Genomic DNA, 20,549 nt, shown 5'->3' on the forward strand with positions numbered 1-20,549 from the left:
AATCAATTATGAAAAAAATATACAGCGTTATATCTGTTTCAGTGTTAGCAATAATAATTGGTTGTTCAACAGAAAAAACACCAAAAATTAAGAAGATGAATACAAATCAAGAGAAAAAAACAGTGGTCTATCAGGTATTTACACGATTATTCGGTAATACAAATACCACTAATAAACCTTGGGGAACTATTGAAGAAAATGGTGTTGGTAAATTCAATGATTTTACTGATAAAGCCTTGTCTGAAATTAAAGATTTAGGAGTTACACATATTTGGTACACAGGTGTTCCGCACCATGATGTAATTAGAGATTATACCGCGTTTGGCATTTCAAATGACGATCCAGATATTGTAAAAGGTAGAGCAGGATCTCCATATGCAGTAAAAGATTATTACAATGTTAATCCAGATTTAGCAGTAAATGTAGAAAACAGATTAGAAGAATTTGAGGCTTTAATAGCGCGTTCTCATAAAAACGGATTAAAAGTAATTATAGATATTGTACCAAATCACGTTGCTAGAAATTATCAAAGCTTATCTAACCCAGAAGGGACTAAAGATTTTGGAGCAGATGATGATAAGACAGTGGAGTATAATGTAGATAATAACTTTTATTATGTGCCTAATAAAGCTTTCCAAGTACCAGACTTTTTAAATGGATATGCGCCTTTAGGCGGAGAAAAAAATCCGTTATCAGATAATAAATTTGATGAAAACCCAGCAAAATGGACAGGTAATGGTTCACGAGCTGCAAAACCTCATTTTAATGATTGGTATGAAACTGTAAAAGTAAATTATGGTATTGCTCCTGATGGGAAAAAAGATTTTGAAGAATTACCAGAAGGTTTTGATAATGAAGATTACAAAAAACACTTTGAGTTTTGGCAAGACAAAAAAGTGCCTAGTTCTTGGATTAAATTTAGAGATATTGCATTGTATTGGACTGCAAAAGGAGTAGACGGATTTAGATACGATATGGCAGAAATGGTGCCTGTAGAGTTTTGGAGTTTTATGAATTCTGCCATTAAAATGAAGAATGAAGATGCTTTTCTATTGGCAGAAGTGTACAACCCAAATGAATATAGAAATTATATTAGAAAAGGAAAAATGGATTATTTGTATGACAAAGTGCAGTTGTATGATACCATAAAAAATATTATGCAAGGTCATGGATTAACAGATCATATTGCGCCAATTCAAGAAGATCTAAAAGATATTGAACACAATATGTTACATTTCTTAGAAAACCATGATGAGCAAAGAATTGCAAGTCCAGAATTTGCGGGAGATGCTTTAAAAGGAAAACCAGCAATGGTGGTTTCTGCAACAATTTCTACGGCACCAACAATGGTGTATTTCGGGCAAGAATTTGGAGAACCAGGTGCAGAAAATGCGGGGTTTGGTACTCCATCTAGAACTTCAATTTTCGATTATATTGGTGTGCCTACATTACAACGTTGGGTAAATGATAAAGAGTATGATGGAGGCCAATCTACAGATCAAGAAAAATCATTAAGAGATTTTTACAAACGTTTGCTAAACTTTACCATTAAAAGTGATGCTTTAATGGGCGAGTATCAAGATATTCATCATTTTAATCGTGAAAATGCAGAATGGTATAATGAAAGAGTTTCTTCTTATGTAAGATGGAGTGATGATGAAAAATTAATTATCGTTTCTAATTTTAATGCTCATGATACTTATGGTTTCGAGTTAGGTTTACCACAAGATATTATTGCAAAATGGAACTTAAAAGAGGGGGAATATCAAGTAGAAGATCAATTGTATAAAGAGTATTCATCAACTTTAAAAGTAAAAAACGGAGAAGCTAGAGTTAGATTAGATCTAAAACCATTAGAATCATTTATCCTTAAAGTTAAGTATTAATAACATAAACCTCAAAGGTTTTAAAACTTTTGAGGTTTAAAACATAAAATATAATTATGAAGAACCTTGTTTTTTTCATCTTCTTAGCATCTATTTTTAGTTGTAAAGAAAATTCATCAAAAGAAAAAGTAGCAACACAAACTGCTCAAAAAGAGTTTGTTTGGGAAGGCGCAAATATTTATTTTTTATTGACAGACCGCTTTAATAACGGAGATACCTCCAATGATATTAATTTTGAAAGGACTAAAGAAACAGGGAAGTTACGTGGTTTTGAAGGTGGAGATATTAAAGGAATTACTCAAAAAATAAAAGAAGGTTATTTTACCAAGTTAGGAATTAATGCTATTTGGATGACGCCAATTGTAGAGCAAATTCATGGTGGAACCGATGAAGGAACTGGAGTATCTTATGGTTTTCATGGCTATTGGACAAAAGATTGGACAAGTATAGATCCAAATTTTGGGACTAAGGAAGACTTGAAAGAATTGGTGGCTATTGCGCATAAAAACGGAATTCGTATTTTATTAGATGCCGTTATCAATCACACAGGGCCTGTTACAGAAAAAGATCCTGTATGGCCTTCAGATTGGGTAAGAACAGAGCCTACGTGTACGTATGATTCATATGAGCATACGGTTTCTTGTACGTTGGTAGAGAATTTACCAGACATTAAAACAGAAAGTAATAATGCTGTAGAATTGCCAATTCAGTTGGTAGAAAAGTGGAAAGCAGAAGGACGTTACGAGCTAGAAGTAAAAGAATTAGAGGAGTTTTTTACAAGAACTGGTCACCCAAGAGCACCTCGCTTTTACATTATGAAATGGCTAACGGATTATATTACTGAATTTGGAATTGATGGTTACAGGGTAGACACCGTAAAACATACAGAAGAATTTGTATGGCAAGAATTTAAGCAAGAATGTGATGCCGCTTTTGCTATTTATAAAAAAAATAATTCTGAGAAAGTTTTAGATGAAAATAATTTTTATTTAGTAGGCGAGGTGTATAATTACACGATATCAGATGGAAAAGAATTTGATTTAGGTGGAGAAAAAATTAATTATTATGACAATGCTTTTCAAAGTTTAATCAATTTTGAATTGAAATGGAATGTGAAACAGATGGCAGAAACAGCTGTTTTTCAAAAATACGATTCACTTTTAAATACAGATTTTAAGGGATACGGAATTTTGAATTATCTAACCTCTCATGATGATGGTCAGCCTTTTGATAAAGAAAGAGAGCAGCCTTATAAAACAGCCACTATGTTGCTATTAACTCCGGGAACTTCACAAGTATATTATGGAGATGAATCGGCAAGAAATTTAATAATAGAAGACGCTGTTGGCGATGCAACCTTGCGTTCTTTTATGAACTGGGAAGACATTCAATCGAAAGAAGAAACTCAGAAAATTTTAGAGCATTGGCAAAAATTAGGTCAGTTTAGAGCCAATCATCCAGCGGTAGGTGCAGGGAAACACTCCCTTATTTCAAAAGAAAATGGAGTTGTTTTTTCGAGAGTTAGAAAAGAAGATAAAATTATTGTGGGTATCAATTTACAGAAAGGAAATAAAGAAATTGAGGTTTTATCATTATTTAAAAATGGAGAGAAATTGAATGATTTTTATTCTAACCAAACTGTAGAAGTGAAAGACGGAAAAGTCGTTGTAAACTCAGAATTTGATCTTGTTTTGTTAGAAAAACAGTAAATTTTAATTATTAAACTAGTAATACAAACGTTCAAAATTTATTTTTGGACGTTTTTTTATGTATACTAATTTATTTTCAGGGCGTTACCTAAAGGTCGGGCTTTACACTATATCTTTTTGAGAAAAACAAAAAGGATGCCGTTTCAATCCCTAACGCAAGGACGTTTGCTAACAAAAGATCAAAATTAAAGAATGAATAGAATTTTAAAAATTATACAAAGAAGTCTGTTTTTAGATTGTATTTTATTTTCATTTTTCTGTTTTAAAAAAAAAGAAAAGTCTATAAAAAAAATAATAAAAAAATCCGCAAAAATAGAACAAACAGAGCGTACTTTTGTATTTGCTAAAAAACAGTGTAATTAAAAGCAATTTAACTAGCAATTATTCATAAAGTAAGTGCCTACTACAAATTGGCATAATTAATGAATAGATAAACAAAGTAAGTGTGTTATTTAGATATTACAAAAAAAAGTTGTAAATTATAATATCAAGTGCACAAAAAGAAGTATCATTTAAGTTGGTTGCTGTCAGCTTAAAACGATATTTTTTTGAGAAAATAAAGAGTCATTATGTAAAATGACAAATAAAGAAATAATATGGGGACATTAGTAAATAATTATATTTTTAAAGCATTAGAGAGCTACCCTTTCGATTTGGAGGAGGTAATGGAGGCTTTAAATTTTGCATTATCTTATGATGATAAAAATACAATGGCATTAACTTTAATGGGTAGGGTTTATGCGGAAAAATTGTATAAATATGAAGAAGCAATTGTGTATTTTAAACAAGCTTTGGCAGAAAATATTCATGCTTTTGAGGTATATACACCTTATATTAATACACTTCTATGGAATGAAGATTATAAAGAAGTAGAAGATTTTATAGATTTTGCTTTAACTGTAAAAGGATCTGATAAAGCACTTTTATATCTAAAGAAAGCAATTTTGCATGAGCAATTAAAAGACTATAAAACAGCGCTTACTTTTATAAAGTTAGCAAAAGAGCATACTTTTAATTCAGAATTTATGGCAGATATTGTTATCGAAAAAGAGAGAATAAAAGGAAAAATGCCTAAGAAAAAGAAAGCAAAAGCAACAAAGAAACCCGGTAAGACTTCTAAAAACAAGAAATAAGTAAAGGGTGTTAGCAGAAAAAGCTAACATCTTTTTTATTCAAATAGAGCGTCTAGAGTTAAAACGTCTATAACACCATCTACAAAAAGGTTGTTTTTTTCTTCAAAATCTTTAATAGAATTTAAAGTTTCAAGCTTATAAAACCCATCTAATTTTATATTGAATCCCTTTTGATTTAATTGCTTTTGAATTTCAAATATCAAAGCACTTTTATACCCATAAAGCATTGTTTTATCAGGATTAAACATACTTTTAATTTTATTGATTGCAATTGATTTTTGGTGAGATTTTAAGTCGGTTCCAGTATTTTCTAAAAACTGAATTTCTTCATTAGACAAACCTTTCGTTTTTAATACAGCAGATTTTTCTAATTTACTTTCATAAAATTTAATAGTTGCAACTTTATCTGCATATTTTTTAACGGCTAATTTGGTTTCTTCTGTATCCTCTTCAGGAGTTCTAACATCAATATTATTAGCTGTCCACTGCAGTTTTACAAAACTATTTAAATCTTCAATAGCTTTATAATAATTGATAACCGTTTCCTGGTTGTAATAAGCGTTATCTATTTCTTTTGTCGTTTTATAATCAACATTAGGAGAATTGAATCTTTTATATTGAGAATATTGTCCGTAACCAATAAAAAAGGCAATAATCAATAAAAGTAAAATAATTAATTGTTTCATAAGGTTTGATTATTGTCTATTAGGTATTAACAAAAATAAGCAAAAGAAAAGGTTAGGAGTGTTTTCTATTAGAAGAATCTCTAATAAGTAATTCTACATCTAAAATCTTTTTGGTAAGTGTTTGTTTTACAACATCATTTTTAACATGTTCTAAAAAAGAAAGTGCAGCTAGTTTACCAATTTCCTCACTATGTTGCTCTATACTTGTAATAGAAGGAGTAACCATAGAACTAAAAGGTTCATTACCAAAACCAACCAAAGCTATTTCATCCGGAATACTAATTTTTTCTTCATTTAACACTTGTAAAGCACCAAGAGCGGCATAATCTCCAGCTACATAAACAGCATCTGGTCTATGTTCTAACGCTAGTAATTGATGCATTTTTTCTCTACCATCTTCAGTTGTTAAGTTACTTTCTATCAATAACTCATCTATGAGAGGTAAGTTGTGTTTATTTAAAGCATCTATATATCCTTTAATTCTGTTGTTAAAAATTCGGGTACGTTTAAAACCACCAATATGTGCAATTCTTTTACATCCTTGTTCTGCAAGATGTGCTACTATTAAATGACTGCTATTGTAATCATCTATACCAATATAATCTACATTTAAATCATTTTCTCCACGATCAAATGTGATCAAAGGAATTCCTGCTTTTTTAACTTTTTCAAAATAACTTAAGTCCACAGTTTCATTTGCCATGGAAGCAATAATACCATCTACTTGAGTAAATAATAAAGTATCTATACTAGCACATTCTTTTTTAAAAGATTCGTTAGATTGGGTGATAATAATGTTATAGCCTTCTTTATTTAGTACTTCTTCTATATTTTGTATTACAGAAGAAAAAAAATTGCTATTTGTTCTAGGAACAATCACACCCACTAGTTTACTTTTTCCACTTCTAAGAGCACTTGCTAGGTGATTTGGCTGGTAGTTTAGGTTTTTTGCAACTTGTCTAACGGCTTTTTTTGTTTTCTCACTTATTCGAGAATCGTTATGTAATGCCTTAGAAACAGCTGCTGGAGAGATGTTTAAAACACTTGCAATATCTTTTATGGTAGTTTTCTTTTTGATAATACTTTTTTTTATATATTTGCTTAATCGATTAAGCAAATATAATTCGATATTTAATATAATCAAAACGATAGTTCATTTCTTTCCTTTTGATTTTATTTTGAAACATTGCTTAAACGTTTAACCAATTAACTATAATATTAAAAAAAGGATTAAAATGGCAAAAGTAGTAACATTTGGAGAGATCATGTTAAGATTAGCTCCTCAAGGATTTCTAAGATTTTCACAAGCAAATAATTTTGATGCAGTTTACGGAGGTGGAGAATCTAATGTAGCAGTATCATTAGCAAACTACGGAATTGATGTAGATTTTGTAACGCGTTTACCAAAAAATGATATTGGTGAGTGTGCAATGATGGAAATGCGTAAAAGAGGTGTTGGTGTAGATAAGATTGTTTATGGAGGAGACCGTTTAGGAATTTATTTCTTAGAAACTGGAGCTGTATCTAGAGGATCTAAAGTGGTTTATGATAGAGCGCATTCTGCTATTGCAGAAGTAGAGTCTGGAATGATCGATTGGGATGCAGTTTTTGAAGGATGTGAATGGTTTCATTGGACAGGTATTATCCCTGCAATTTCTCAAGGTGCAGCAGATGTAACTTTAGAAGCTTTAAAAGCAGCTAGTGCAAAAGGAATTACTATTTCTACAGATTTAAACTACCGTGCAAAATTATGGAATTTCTGTGATGATGCTCATAGAGAGTCTATTATGACTGAATTAACTTCTTACTGTGATATCGTTTTAGGAAATGAAGAAGATGCAGAAATGCATTTCGGAATTAAGCCTGATGGAGCGGCAGTTCAAACAGCAGGACATGATGTAAAAGCAGAAGCTTTCTTATCTGTTTGTAAGCAAATGATGGAAAAATTTCCAAGAGCTAAAAAAGTAATTACTACTTTAAGAGGTTCTATTTCTGCATCTCACAATACTTGGGCAGGAGTTTTATATGATGGAAATGAAATGTTACAAACGCGTCAATACCAAATTACAGATATTGTTGATAGAGTAGGTGGTGGAGATTCTTTTATGGGAGGTTTAATCTACGGATTATTAACATACCCAGATAACGATCAAAATGCATTAGACTTTGCAGTTGCTGCATCTTGTTTAAAACACACTATTAAAGGTGATGCAAACTTAGTTACAGTTGCAGAAGTAAATAAACTTATGGGTGGTGATGCATCTGGAAGAGTAGCTAGATAAATCTAGTTTTTTGTTTAACTGTTAAGTAGTTTACACTATTTAACAGTTAAATAAATTTATAACTGTACATATACTAACTTTAAAATCAACGATATAATATGAAGAAATCTATAGCTATAATGTGTGGAGGTGGTCCTGCTCCAGGAATTAATACAGTAATTAGTACTGTTGCTAAAACCTTTATGAAAGATGGTTATGAAGTTATTGGTGTTCATCATGGATATCAAGGATTGCTTTCGGAAAACCCTGAATTGGAGATTTTTGATTTTCATCGTGCAGATCGTATTTTTAGTAGAGGTGGTTCTAGTCTTATAATGAGTAGATTTAAACCTAAAGACAGTGATTTTAAAGCAGATTTTTTTAAGAAAAATAACGTAAAATTATTGGTTACTATTGGAGGAGATGATACTGCTTCTACTGCAAATAGATTAACCAAATATTTAAAAAGTGAAGCATTAGACGTTAGACATATCCATGTTCCAAAAACAATAGATAACGATTTACCTTTGCCAGATAGAAACCCAACATTTGGTTTTCATACAGCAAAAGATGAAGGTGTTCGTATTGGAAATACCGTTTATGAAGATGCTAGAACCAGTCAAAACTGGTTTGTAATGTCTGCAATGGGACGTTCTGCAGGACATTTGGCGTTTGGAATTGCTTCGGCATGTCATTTTCAAATGGTGATTATTCCAGAAATGTTTAACAAAACAACGATTACATTTGAGAAGTTAATCAATATGATTATTTCTTCTATTATAAAATGTAAGGTTATGGGGGTAGAATACGGTGTCGCTTTAATTAGCGAAGGTGTTTTTCACTTTATGGAAGAGAAAGAAATTATCAATTCAGGGATTAACTTTACCTATGATGATCACGGACATCCAGAATTAGGAAACGTAAGTAAATCGCATATATTTAATTACTTACTGCAAGTTAAATTAAAAGAAATAGGATTAAATATTAAATCTAGACCAGTAGAATTGGGATATGAATTAAGATGTTGCAATCCTATAGCGTTCGATTTAACCTTATGTACTTTGCTTGGTATTGGAGTTAAAAAATTATTTGATCAAGGTGTTACAGGTTGTATTGTAAGTGCTAATTCTAATGGAGATATTTCACCTTTATATCTAAAAGATTTTGAAGATGAAAATGGTAAAATTCCACCAAGATTAGTAGATATCAATTCTGATATGGCACAATTATTCATACAAAACTTATTCTTTTTAAAAGAAAAAGACTATGAAAATGCGAAAAAATATGTTACCAATCCGGAAGCATACGATTTCAAAAAAATATTAAACTGGGTATAATATTTAATTCGTGTAATTGTTTAATTGTTAAATTAATTGCAATTTTAAATTACGTAATTAAACAATAACCAAGTAAAGGATTAAACAAACAGTTAAAAAAACACAAAATAAAATGGCACAATTTTCAAGATTAGAAGTAGCGCAAGTAATGAAAGAAACAGGAATGATTCCTTTATTTTTTCATAACGATATAGAATTAAGTAAAAAAGTATTAAAAGCATGTTACGATGGTGGGGCTCGTTTAATGGAGTTTACAGCACGTGGAGATTTCGCTCACGAAGTTTTTGGAGCGTTAACTAAATACGCTATTGCAGAATTACCAGGTATGATTATGGGAGTTGGATCTGTAACAGATGCAGGAGCAGCATCTTTATACATGGCTTTAGGAGCAAACTTTATTGTAACTCCGGTTTTAAGAGAAGATATTGCAATTGCTTGTAACCGTAAAAAAGTATTATGGTCTCCTGGTTGTGGTACTTTAACAGAAATTACTAGAGCAGAAGAATTAGGATGTGAAATCGTAAAATTATTTCCTGGTGATATTTATGGACCACAATTTGTTAAAGGAGTAAAAGGGCCTCAACCTTGGACTAGCTTAATGCCAACAGGTGGAGTTTCTCCAACGGAAGAAAATTTAAAAGGTTGGTTTGATGCAGGTGTAACTTGTGTTGGAATGGGATCTAAATTAATTTCAAAAGAAATTATTGCAAATAAAGATTATGCTAAATTAGAAAAAGATGTGAGAGCAGCTTTAGCTATTGTAAAAGCAGTAAGAAAATAGTCTAAACTATTTAATACAAAAAGCTCCAACTGAAAAGTTGGAGCTTTTTTGTTTTTACAATTAAATATGGTCTATACTTTTTTGCATTTCGTCGATACTTTAACATTCCTGACCAACCACCTAAATAATGGTCAATTAAATTAACTTAGATTTGTATATATAAATTAAAAATTTCTGAAATGTCTAAGAGCTTAAAAATATTATTAATTGAAGATAATCTAATTGAAATAATGAAAATGAAAAGAACACTTTCATTATTAAAATTAGAACATACAATTCAAGAAGCTAAAAATGGTGAGGAAGCTTTAAAAATTTTAGAAGATAAAAGTAATTTTCCTGATTTAATTTTATTAGATTTAAACATGCCAAAAATGAGTGGTATAGAATTTTTATCTATTCTAAAAAAGGATGAAAGTATACAGCATATTCCTACTGTAATTTTAACCACATCAGATAATCAAAGAGATTTAGACCAATGTTATAAAATTGGGGTTTCTGGTTATATTTTAAAACCTTTAAAATATGATGATTATGTTCATAAAATTGAAAAAGTTTTATCCTATTGGAGTACAAATGAATTAAAAAAATATTAAAGATGAAGGGGATAGTTTTTACAGAGTTTTTAGATTTAGTTGAGGAAAAGTTTGGTTTAGAAATGGTTGATAAAATTATTTCTCAATCAGAATTAGCCTCTGAAGGAGTGTACACATCTATAGGAACCTATAGTTTTTCTGAAATGTTACAATTGGTAACTAACTTAAGTGGTAATACAGGTATCTCTACAGATGATTTACTTTTGGTTTATGCAGAACATTTTTTTTCCGTTATAAAAACGAGTTATCCTGGTCTTTTAGAAACATATAAAGACCCAATAGAAATGTTAGCTTCTATAGAAAATCATATACATGTAGAAGTTCAAAAAATATATCCAGATGCAGAACTACCAACATTTGTTGTAGAAGAAAAAACAGATAACTCTATTATAATGCTTTATAAATCTAGCAGAGCAATGCATCACTTTGGATTAGGTTTAATGAACAAAACTTTTGAACATTTTAATGCAAAGGCATCTATTGTTTTAGAGAAAATTAAAGAAGACGGAACAGAAGTAAGGTTTATTGTCCACAAAATTTAAAAAAGGTTTTATTTATATCAGAATTTTTTATGAGCTAAAAATAAATTAAATTTAAGAGCTATATTATAAAAGAAATATAAAATGAATACCCCTTTAAAAGAAAATCAAGACCAAATAGGAATATTACAGCGCGCTCTAAAACGCGAAAAAGCAGCAAGGAAAGCTGCCGAAAAAATTCTTGAAGATAAGTCTAGAGAATTATATTCTAAATCTGAAGAGTTAACAGAACTTTTAAACGAGAAATCATCTACACTAGAAGGAGTTTTTAAAAACATTAATGATGCATATTTAGTTATGGATTTATATGGAAATGTTTTAAAGATGAATGAAGTTGCTGTAGAAGTTTTTGGCTATGATATAAATAAAGAGGCATTTAATCTTTCGAAAATTGTTTATAAAGAAGATTTAGAATATACCGCTAAATCTTTTAATAAATTATACACAGAGGGTTCTTTTAATGATTATACCGCAAGAATTGTTGATAAGAATAATAATCTAAAGTGGATAGAAGTAAATTGTTCTTTAATTTATAATAAAGAAAATAAACCAATTGCTGCCCAAGGTATTATTAGAGATGTTAGCGAATGGGTAAGGATGAAAAAGCAATTAGAAGATCAAAAACACCAGTTAAGTATTATTATAAATAACTCTCCTATTGGTATTACTTTATCTAGAAATGATCAAAAAGGATTATTATTAATAAATAATTCTTTAAAAGAAATGTTAGGTTATTCTTCAGAAGAATTTGATAATATTAAAGTTGGAGACTTAACACACCCAGATGATATAGAAAAATCTAAAAAACTAACAGATCAACTTTATAAGGGAGTAATAAGTACTTACAATTTAGAAAAAAGATATATAAAAAAAAATGGCGATGTTTTATGGGCAAAAGTTACAGTTACTGCCGTAAAAGATGACAATAATATTATTAACTATAATGTAGTTACCGTAGAAGATATTGAGAAAGAAAGATTAGATAAAGAAAAAATTATAGAATCAGAAAATAGATTATCTGCGCTTGTTTTAAATTTAAATAGTGGTATTATTTTAGAAGATGAAAATAGAAAGATAGTTTTATCCAATACCAAATTTTGTCAACTATTTAATATAGATGTACAACCAACTGATTTAATAGGTATGGATTGTAGAGAAGCATCTGAACAGAATAAAGTGTTATTTAAAGACTCTTCTAATTTTGTTCAAAGAATGAATGAAATTGTAGAAAATAAAGTAGCTGTTTTTGGTGAAGAACTAGAAATGGTTGATGGTAAAATTTTAGAACGAAATTATACACCTGTTATAGTTAACGGTAAAATAAAAGGTTATTTATGGGCATTTAGTGATGTAACCTTAGAGAAGAAATACAACTTAAGTTTAGAGGTAGAAAAAGAAAAATACAGCAATATTATAGCTAATATGAATTTAGGATTGCTAGAGATTGATATAGATGATCAAATTTCGATGGTAAACCAAAGTTTTTTAGAAATGTCTGGTTATGCCAAAGAAGAATTATTAGGAAAAGTAGGTCGTGATATTTTTACATTAAAAGGTAGTCCGGAGGTTTTAAAAAATCAAAAAGAAAAACGACTTAGGGGTGAGTCTACTTCTTATGAAATTAAAACGGAAAATAAAAAAGGAGAAACTAAATATTGGTTGGTAAGTGCTGCTCCTAATTACAATTTATTTGGAGAAAATATTGGGTCTATTGCCTTGAGTCTTGATATTACAGAAATTAAAAAATTAGAATTACAAAAAGAACAAATTTTAAAAGAATTAGAAAACAGTAATGAACATTTGCATGAATACGCACATATTGTTTCTCATGATTTAAAATCTCCGCTTAGAAGTTTAGAAGCTTTAATTTCTTGGATTAAAACAGATAATGAAGGAAAATTTGATGAAATTACACTTCAAAATTTTGACCTTTTAGAAACTACACTAGAAACTATGGAAAAATTAATTTCTGATGTTTTAGAGTATTCGAGTGCAGGTTCTATTACACAAGAAGATGAAGAGGTAGATTTAAATACTACGCTATGCGATTTACAAAAGGTTTTATTTATACCAGAAAATATTTCTGTTAATGTCTTAAAAATATTACCGATAATAAAAGGAGATAAAACAAAATTTCAGCAGTTATTTCAAAATTTTATAAGTAATGCAATTAAATTTTGTGACAAAGAAATAGGGATTGTAGAAGTAGATTATATAGAAGATACTACTTTCCATCAATTTTCTATAAGAGACAATGGTATTGGAATTGAAAAGAAATATCATGATAAAATTTTTGAAGTTTTTACCTCTTTAAATAAAAGAGAAGATTCAACAGGAATAGGCTTGTCAATTGTAAAAAAAATAATTGACTTACATGAGGGAGCTATTTGGTTAGAAAGTGAACCAAATAAGGGAACTACTTTTTATTTCACCATTAAAAAAACTTAAATGAAAACCGTACAACTTAAAAAACATAAAAATGCTGATTGGAAATACTTATCGGAAAATATAACTTTAAAAGCACCGTTAGTACTTGTATTTGGAAATAGATATTTATTAGAAGATGAAATTATTTTTGAAGAAATTAGAGACAAATTTAAAGACGGACATATAGTTTTTGGTTCGGCTTGTGGAGATATTTCATCAGAATCTATTGATGATGAAAGTATTACTATTACAGCTATAGAGTTTGAAAAAAGTAATTTTATTATTAAAACTGCAAATGTTTTAAATGCTGCTTCTGATGCTAAAGTAGATAGTTTTAAAGTTGGAAAGGATTTAATTAGCCAATTTTCTGAAGAAGGTCTAAAGCACATTTTTGTAGTTTCTGAAGGTAGTTTTATAAACGGTAGTCAATTAACAGAAGGCATGAATTCGGCTACAGATAATAACTTATTAATTACTGGAGCTTTGTGTGGTGATGATGCTAGATTTGAAAAAACAATAGCTTCTTATAACGAAAAACCAAAGCCAGGAGAAATAGTTGCCATTGGTTTGTATGGAGAATCTTTAGAAATAACATTTTCTATTAATGGAGGTTGGACTCCTTTTGGACCAGAAAGAATTGTAACAAAATCTGAAGGAAATACGTTATATGAATTAGATAACTTACCAGCATTAGATTTATACAAAAAATATTTAGGAGAAAAATCTAAAGAATTGCCAGGAGCAGCCTTATTGTATCCATTAAATGTAAAAACAGAAAATGGACACAATACGATTGTAAGAAGTATTTTAAATATAAACGAAGCTGAAAATTCTATGATTTTGGCTGGTGATATCTTAGAGAATTCTAAAGTACAATTAATGATGACCAATGTAGATAATATTGTAAATGCAGCAGAAAAAGCTGCTAAAAGTGCGCTAGAGTTTAGAAATAAAAAACCAGAATTGGCAATTTTAGTAAGTTGTATTGGTAGAAAATTGGTTTTAGACCAAAGAGTAGAGGAAGAGGTAGAAGAAGTGATAGAAGTTGTAGGAGATTCAACAACAATAACAGGCCTGTATTCTTATGGAGAAATTGCTCCTTTTATTGGAGAAAATAGTTGTCAACTTCATAACCAAACCATGACAGTTACACTAATAAGCGAATAATGAATTCTTTATTAAAAAGACAAATAAGAAAGTATCTACCCCAAGAATTGCAATCTAATGAAGATTTAGAGCGGTTCTTAGATGCTGTTGATAAATCTTATACTACTTCAGAAGAGCAGTTTTTAATGCTTCAGAGAGCTACTAAATTTAGTTCTGAGGAGCTATTTTTTGCAAATGAGCAACTTAGAGAAGAATCTGATTCTCAGAAAAAAGTAATCTCAAAATTAGAAAGTGTCATAGACAAATTACAGTTTTATGATTTAAAAAATAACCGTCCTAAAGAAAGCGTAGATTCTTTAAAATTGGTTGACTTTATTGATGATCAAACTAAAGAAATCATTAAAATTAATCAGCAAAAAGATAAACTTTTAAGAAATTTAGAACGACAAAATCAGGAATTAAATGATTATGCTCACATGGTTTCTCATGATTTAAAATCTCCTCTACAAAGCATTGAAGCTTTGACTGCATGGGTCTTAGAAGATTATTCTGGGGTTTTAGATGCTGCCGGAAAGGAGAATTTACAATTTATTAGAGACAATGTAGAGAAAATGGATACACTTGTAAAAGGAATTTTAGAATACTCTACAATCGGTAGAATGGAAAAAGATATTTATGATGTAAATTTAAATGATTTAGTAAATAACTTAAAAAAGAAAGAAGAAAAATTAAATAGCGCTACTTATATAATTCCTGAAAGATTACCTACCATCAAAGGTGATAAATTTAGATTAGAGCAATTATTTTTACATTTATTAGATAATGCTGTCAAATTTAATGATAAAAAAGAACCTACGGTAGAAATAGGTTTTACTGAAGATTCTGATTTTTGGAAATTTTACATAGAGGATAATGGAAATGGAATTGATAACAAATATTTTGATAAAATATTTGTTGCATTTCAAAAATTAGAAGATGATTATAAATCTACTGGAATAGGTTTGTCTATCGTAAAAAAAATTGTTGAAGTATATAATGGAGAAATTTATTTAAAATCTGAGCAAAATGTGGGTTCTACTTTTTACTTTAGCATAAAAAAATAAAGATGGAACAACCAAACTTAATATATATAGAACAATTAGCAAGAGGAGATGAATCTATTAGAACAGAGCTTATTGGGGTGATTAAAACAGAGTTTCCTGAAGAAAAGAAAGAATACCATAATAGCTTAGAGCATAAACAATTTAAAAAAATTGAAGAAAATGTTCATAAGATTAAACATAAAATTAGTATTTTGGGACTTGAAAAGAGTTACGAAATGGCAAATAAGTTTGAACATAATCTTAGAGAACAAAGTTTAGAAGGTCAGGAAGATTTTGATAAAATTTTAAAAGCAATTTCAGACTATATAGAAACTATATAAGTTTTATGAATTGTATTATTATTGATGATGAAAAAATGGCAAGGGCTATTATAAAAACCCTTTGTAATGAAGTTAAGTCGTTAAACGTTGTTGAAGAGTTTTCTGGAGCTATTGAAGCCATGAAATATTTGATAGAAAATACGGTAGATTTAATTTTCTTAGATATCCATATGCCTGGTTTTAGTGGATTAGACTTTATAAAAACCTTAAAAAACCCACCTAAAATTATCTTAACAACTTCAGATCCTAAGTTTGCTATTGAAGCTTTTGAGTATGATTTTATTATAGATTATTTATTGAAACCGTTAGAATTTCCTCGATTTAAGAAAGCTATTCTTAAAGCAGAAACTAAAACGATTTCTATTAATGAACCTAAAAAAGAAGTTGTTGACTCTAAAAAAGTTGATAACGATTTTTATATTAATATCGATCGTAGATTAATAAAAATAGACTTACCAAGTATTTACTTAATAGAAGCTAAAGGAGATTATATTAAAATAAAAACAGAAACCAAAGATTATACGGTTCACTCTACACTTAAAAAGATAGAAGAGAAGTTGCCTGAATCCCTTTTTTTAAAAATACATCGTTCATATATCATCAATATTAAAAAAATTATAGATATTGAAGATAATAGTGTCTTAATCAAAAAAGATGTTATCCCTGTTAGTAGGTCTAAACGTCCAGAATTAATGAAAAGACTAGACTTACTTTAATGCTTGTCTAAACAAGTCTTACAGCTCATCTATAGTTAAAGTGTTAGTGGCTAAAAGTTTATAAACCACCTTTACTTTGTGCTTATTTTTGTGGTATAATGAAACATATCATAGAAAAAATAGTGCTAATTCTCCTTTTAATAACAATTGGAAACACAAATGCTCAAACAGACAAAAGTAATTTTGTTGGTGGAGATCGTGTGAAAAATAAGCAACAATTTTATAAAAAGAATTCTACAAATTCTTTTATCGATTATTTACCAGAAACAGGAATGAATCATACAGAAACAGCATTAGTTTCGATTCCTGAAAAACTTGTTGTAAATAAAAATATAAAAGATTTTTTATCGGTAGTTTATCATCAAGGAGATCAACAAGTGGCATCTGTTATAGCTACTGAAACAGAAGGCGGTATTTATAATCACTTTAAAGCAATTTGTAACAGGTTTAATGGCGTTAGTTTAGACAGTATTAATACAATTTTAATTAAAGAACATAAAATAATAAAAACTAAAATTAGCAACGTCTCAGGAGAATCAGAATATACTTTAAGTTTTTCTATTAACACACATAGAAAAGAGCATGAGTTGTTTAGTTTTTGGAATATAGACCAATATCCTACGGGTAATTATCAAAATTATTTTATTTGGGGAAGTTCTTTCGCTCAGGTTTATTCAATAGCAGATTATATTATAGAACAGCATACTGAAAAAAATAACTTAAAAAGTACTTTGGTGCCTAGGGTATTACCTAATGTTTTTGTAAAAAAAGGAACTTATTCTAATGGTATTCTTCATTTAAATTTGGTAAATAGAACACAAGAGAGATCTGTTAATTTTGTTGGTAATATAGCAGAAACTGAGATTGCAGAGCATGTTAAAGTGGCTAATACGTTTTCTCTATCAGGAGCATATAATGAAGCTTTATCAATACAAACAGGCGTTTTATTTGATATTGGTTTTTATTTAGAAACTTCTTCTTCTTCTCAAAAGGATGATTTGTATTTGGCAGGTGGACCTTGGGGTTTAGATTACTTAAAAGAATATGTAACGGTTTCAGACTTTGAAGTACAGACTTTTGAAAGAGAATTAAAAGAGGATGTATATGAGGTAGAAAGAAGTGTTAAGGCTATTGGAGAGGTAAAAGGAAATATTAATTTATTTAGACACCTTTTACCAGAAAATAAAACTTTAAATGTAACTCAATATGACTTGATTAATTTTAATATTAAAAATAATGAGCCTGTAGAAATAGTACTTATGTCTGGTGAAGATAGAGCTTGGGAAAATAGGTTACGTTATACAATTCCTGCAAATTCAGAAGAAAAAAGGTATAGTATTTCATTTTTAGATTTTGTAGATCATCAAGGAAATCATGTAAATATTTCAGATATTAAAACTATTGTATTTTCAATTATAGGTGATTATACCAATTACAAACCTTTTAATTTTGATATAAATAAAATAGCATTTACATCAAATAGTACTTTAAGTAAAGATGATCTTATCCTAGAAAATAATAACAAATTAATAAATTACCCTAATCCTTTTACGAGTTCTACAACAATTCAACTTTCAGCAGCTTCTAATGATATTCAAATTCAAGTTTATGACTTAATGGGTAGAGTAGTAGATATTCAAAAAATAAGCAGCCGTTCTTCTTTTATTAAAGTACAATACAATGCTCCTCAATTAAAAAAAGGAGTTTATAAATATAATTTGATTGACGATGAATACAAGCAACATTCCGGAACTTTTATCGTCAAGTAGTCCCCCAATTTCTAAAAGGAATGTTATTAGGCAAAAGAGAAATCTTTTGCCTTATTTTTTATATAAAGGTTTTCTTAAAAAAATCCATTTAAATCTTACACCAAACTCTGTATATGTAAAACCAGCAGAACCTACAGTGGCAACAGCAGAAGCAATATTACTTTGTAATCCGTAGATATTTAAGAGTGCGCGTTCGGAAAACTTATAGCCTAATTTAGCTTGAACCCTATAGGTGCTAAGAGCGTCATCATCTTCTATGTATTGCAAACCAGTAGCCGCCGTTAATCCATAAAACCACTCCTTGTTTTTTGCAGCAGCTTCTTCCTTTATAAGATTCACAAATATTTCTACAGCATTAAATTTACTAGGACTAAAATAATTGATATCATCTTCATCTTCTTGTTGTAACTTAAAAGAAATATTTTGATAATTAAGTCCTGCTTTTATAGAAGGTTTTGCAAACAGATTGTAATATAAAGAAGTAAATAATAAGTTTCTTGTATTTTCATCACTTTGCCAAGTATAATAATACTGAGTAAACCAACCTAAATTAAAGTTGGTATTTAAGCTATAATTTAAAATAAGATTATTTTGCACAATTTCATCATTCAATAATGCTGCATTAAAATTCTGAACATCTCTTTTGTATCCTAATTCTAAGCTTTGAAGCTTAAATGGTTTTATATTAAGTGAAATATCTGTTAATAGTTGATTGTATTTTTTTGATTCTGAATCAGAAGAAGTAACACCAAAACTACCTTTTAAGGTTAGGTTATTTAGTAATTGATAAGAAACACCTAACAATAAGTTATTTGTAGTGGCTTTTAATGAGTCAATTTGATTATTAAGAGTGGTTCTAAAGTTATAGTTTGCTAAAATTTTAAACTTTGTAGAAAACGGAACTTCAGCTTTCAAATCGTATGCATTTGCTTCGTTATTTCCATTATCATAAGAATAAGAATATTTGGTTTCTACATACGGAGTAAAACTTAAATCTAGTTCCTTAATAAAATTAGAGGCATCTTTTTGTTTTTCATAAAAAACTAAAGTGTTTTCTGCACTTTTATAAGCATTATTATAATAGCCAGATGCTTTTAAAGCATTTGCTTTTCCTAAATTACCATCAAAAGAAGCACTGTCTTTTTTTAAGATTAAATTATAATCATCAATACTTTTCTTAAAATCACTTTTATAAATATTAAGTGTTGCTCGTAAAGAAAGCATCCAATTTTCTGGAGTTTCATTATCATCTAATAGTTTATCAATTTCAGTTTTGGCAGACGTATATTTTTTATTCCAAATTAAAGCTTGAATGTATCTTTCTATCGTTTGTTTTTTTAAGGTTTCAGAGGTGTTTTTATCAATACTTTTTAGCGCTGTTTTGCTTACAGTTAATGCTGTTTTATCATCACCATCTAAGTGATGTGCTAAAGCTATTCCATTTAACGAAATAAGTTTATCTTCTGGCTTTTTACCTATAATTTCATAAGTGTTTTTTGCTTTTTCTATTTGTTTAGAAATTAAATATAAATTAGCAAGGTTTAGTAATGTTTCTTTATCGTCTTTAAATGAAGTGAAATTTTCTTTTAAAATGGTTTCTGCTTCCTTATATTTTTGATCACTTACTTTCTTACTTGCCAATCCTAATCTCATATATTTTTTAGAAACCAGTGCATTCGGGTTTCCAGGCAATACTTCTAAGGCTTTATCTACATTGATTAATGCATCTTCAAATTCTTTTAAATTAGATAGCGTATTTGCATATCCTAATAAAGCAGCAAAGCTTTTATCATTTTCTTTTAATAATGTTTGATAATAAATTTTTGCATCAGGGTAATTTTTACTCCAAAGTAAAGATTCTGCATAATTCAATTTTACTTCAAAATCAGCCGGATAGTCTTTTAACAAATCTGTAAAAAGTGTTACGGCAGCAGTAGCTTTCCCATTTAAACCAATAGCTCTTCCGTAACAAAGTCTGGCCGTTTTATTTTTAGGATACTCTTTTAATATGTCTTTAAAAAAAACTTCGGCCTCCTTGTATTTACCTGTTTCTAAATAGGTAAAGCCTTCTTGCATGTCTTGACTAAAACTTTGTATACTAAAGAAAAGAAAGAAGATCAGTGTTGAATATAAAAATTTCATAGATTTTGATTTAGCTTTGGCAAGTTAAGCATTAGTAATT

At 29.2% G+C, this 20,549-nt stretch carries 17 protein-coding genes; 14 read left to right on the forward strand and 3 right to left on the reverse strand.

All coding sequences use genetic code 11. The annotated features are described in order from the left end of the window. Nucleotides 1-8: 8 nt before the first annotated feature. The 3 genes from H0I29_RS14080 (at nt 9) to H0I29_RS14090 (ending at nt 4,728) form a co-directional block, all read left to right on the forward strand. Nucleotides 9-1,886 (forward strand): alpha-amylase family glycosyl hydrolase, encoded by a 1,878-nt coding sequence (locus tag H0I29_RS14080; protein ID WP_218752861.1) that lies wholly within the window; start codon nt 9-11, stop codon nt 1,884-1,886. 56 nt (nt 1,887-1,942) lie between these two features. Next, nucleotides 1,943-3,595 carry an alpha-amylase family glycosyl hydrolase gene (locus H0I29_RS14085; protein WP_218752862.1) on the forward strand — a complete coding sequence of 551 codons (1,653 nt, stop codon included), beginning with the start codon at nt 1,943-1,945 and terminating at the stop codon, nt 3,593-3,595. A 596-nt stretch (nt 3,596-4,191) separates the two neighbouring features. After that, nucleotides 4,192-4,728, forward strand: coding sequence for a M48 family metallopeptidase (locus H0I29_RS14090; protein ID WP_218733401.1), 537 nt, complete (start codon nt 4,192-4,194; stop codon nt 4,726-4,728). Between the two features lie 35 nt (nt 4,729-4,763). On the opposite strand, the gene H0I29_RS14095 is transcribed toward H0I29_RS14090, so the two are convergent. Together H0I29_RS14095 and H0I29_RS14100 are read right to left on the reverse strand one after the other, a co-directional pair. Continuing rightward, nucleotides 4,764-5,414: a peptidoglycan-binding protein gene (locus tag H0I29_RS14095; RefSeq protein ID WP_218752864.1), complete on the reverse strand. Its 651-nt coding sequence runs from the start codon at nt 5,412-5,414 to the stop codon at nt 4,764-4,766. Nucleotides 5,415-5,466: 52 nt separating this feature from the next. Next, entirely contained in the window at nt 5,467-6,495 is a 1,029-nt protein-coding gene (locus H0I29_RS14100; protein WP_218733820.1) for a LacI family DNA-binding transcriptional regulator, read from the reverse strand. A gap of 154 nt (nt 6,496-6,649) precedes the next feature. On the opposite strand from H0I29_RS14100, the gene H0I29_RS14105 reads away from it, so the two are divergent. The 11 genes from H0I29_RS14105 to H0I29_RS14155 all read left to right on the forward strand — a co-directional run bounded on the left by H0I29_RS14105 (nt 6,650) and on the right by H0I29_RS14155 (nt 18,367). Further along, nucleotides 6,650-7,696: a sugar kinase gene (locus H0I29_RS14105; RefSeq protein ID WP_218733404.1), complete on the forward strand. Its 1,047-nt coding sequence runs from the start codon at nt 6,650-6,652 to the stop codon at nt 7,694-7,696. A 98-nt stretch (nt 7,697-7,794) separates the two neighbouring features. After that, nucleotides 7,795-9,012, forward strand: coding sequence for a 6-phosphofructokinase (locus tag H0I29_RS14110; RefSeq protein ID WP_218752866.1), 1,218 nt, complete (start codon nt 7,795-7,797; stop codon nt 9,010-9,012). 112 nt (nt 9,013-9,124) lie between these two features. After that, nucleotides 9,125-9,793: a bifunctional 4-hydroxy-2-oxoglutarate aldolase/2-dehydro-3-deoxy-phosphogluconate aldolase gene (locus tag H0I29_RS14115; RefSeq protein WP_218733408.1), complete on the forward strand. Its 669-nt coding sequence runs from the start codon at nt 9,125-9,127 to the stop codon at nt 9,791-9,793. 179 nt (nt 9,794-9,972) lie between these two features. Continuing rightward, nucleotides 9,973-10,386: a response regulator gene (locus tag H0I29_RS14120; protein WP_218733410.1), complete on the forward strand. Its 414-nt coding sequence runs from the start codon at nt 9,973-9,975 to the stop codon at nt 10,384-10,386. Between the two features lie 2 nt (nt 10,387-10,388). Further along, nucleotides 10,389-10,928, forward strand: a complete 540-nt coding sequence (locus H0I29_RS14125) for a heme NO-binding domain-containing protein (protein ID WP_218733412.1) — start codon at nt 10,389-10,391, stop codon at nt 10,926-10,928. 81 nt (nt 10,929-11,009) lie between these two features. Further along, nucleotides 11,010-13,373 (forward strand): PAS domain S-box protein, encoded by a 2,364-nt coding sequence (locus H0I29_RS14130; protein WP_218752868.1) that lies wholly within the window; start codon nt 11,010-11,012, stop codon nt 13,371-13,373. After that, nucleotides 13,374-14,519: an FIST signal transduction protein gene (locus H0I29_RS14135; RefSeq protein ID WP_218752870.1), complete on the forward strand. Its 1,146-nt coding sequence runs from the start codon at nt 13,374-13,376 to the stop codon at nt 14,517-14,519. Then, the gene (locus H0I29_RS14140; RefSeq protein ID WP_218752872.1) at nt 14,519-15,562 is read left to right on the forward strand and encodes an ATP-binding protein; all 1,044 of its coding nucleotides are present in this window, start codon (nt 14,519-14,521) and stop codon (nt 15,560-15,562) included. Before H0I29_RS14135 ends, H0I29_RS14140 begins: the two co-directional genes overlap by 1 nt. A gap of 2 nt (nt 15,563-15,564) precedes the next feature. After that, the gene (locus tag H0I29_RS14145; RefSeq protein WP_218752874.1) at nt 15,565-15,882 is read left to right on the forward strand and encodes an Hpt domain-containing protein; all 318 of its coding nucleotides are present in this window, start codon (nt 15,565-15,567) and stop codon (nt 15,880-15,882) included. Nucleotides 15,883-15,887: 5 nt separating this feature from the next. Beyond that, the gene (locus H0I29_RS14150; protein WP_218733422.1) at nt 15,888-16,598 is read left to right on the forward strand and encodes a LytTR family DNA-binding domain-containing protein; all 711 of its coding nucleotides are present in this window, start codon (nt 15,888-15,890) and stop codon (nt 16,596-16,598) included. A 98-nt stretch (nt 16,599-16,696) separates the two neighbouring features. Further along, the gene (locus H0I29_RS14155) at nt 16,697-18,367 is read left to right on the forward strand and encodes a T9SS type A sorting domain-containing protein (RefSeq protein ID WP_218752876.1); all 1,671 of its coding nucleotides are present in this window, start codon (nt 16,697-16,699) and stop codon (nt 18,365-18,367) included. Between the two features lie 51 nt (nt 18,368-18,418). On the opposite strand, the gene H0I29_RS14160 is transcribed toward H0I29_RS14155, so the two are convergent. After that, nucleotides 18,419-20,509 carry a lipopolysaccharide assembly protein LapB gene (locus tag H0I29_RS14160; protein ID WP_218752878.1) on the reverse strand — a complete coding sequence of 697 codons (2,091 nt, stop codon included), beginning with the start codon at nt 20,507-20,509 and terminating at the stop codon, nt 18,419-18,421. Nucleotides 20,510-20,549: the final 40 nt, after the last annotated feature.

It is taken from the genome of Polaribacter sp. R2A056_3_33 (genome assembly GCF_019278485.1).
Lineage (GTDB): Bacteria > Bacteroidota > Bacteroidia > Flavobacteriales > Flavobacteriaceae > Polaribacter.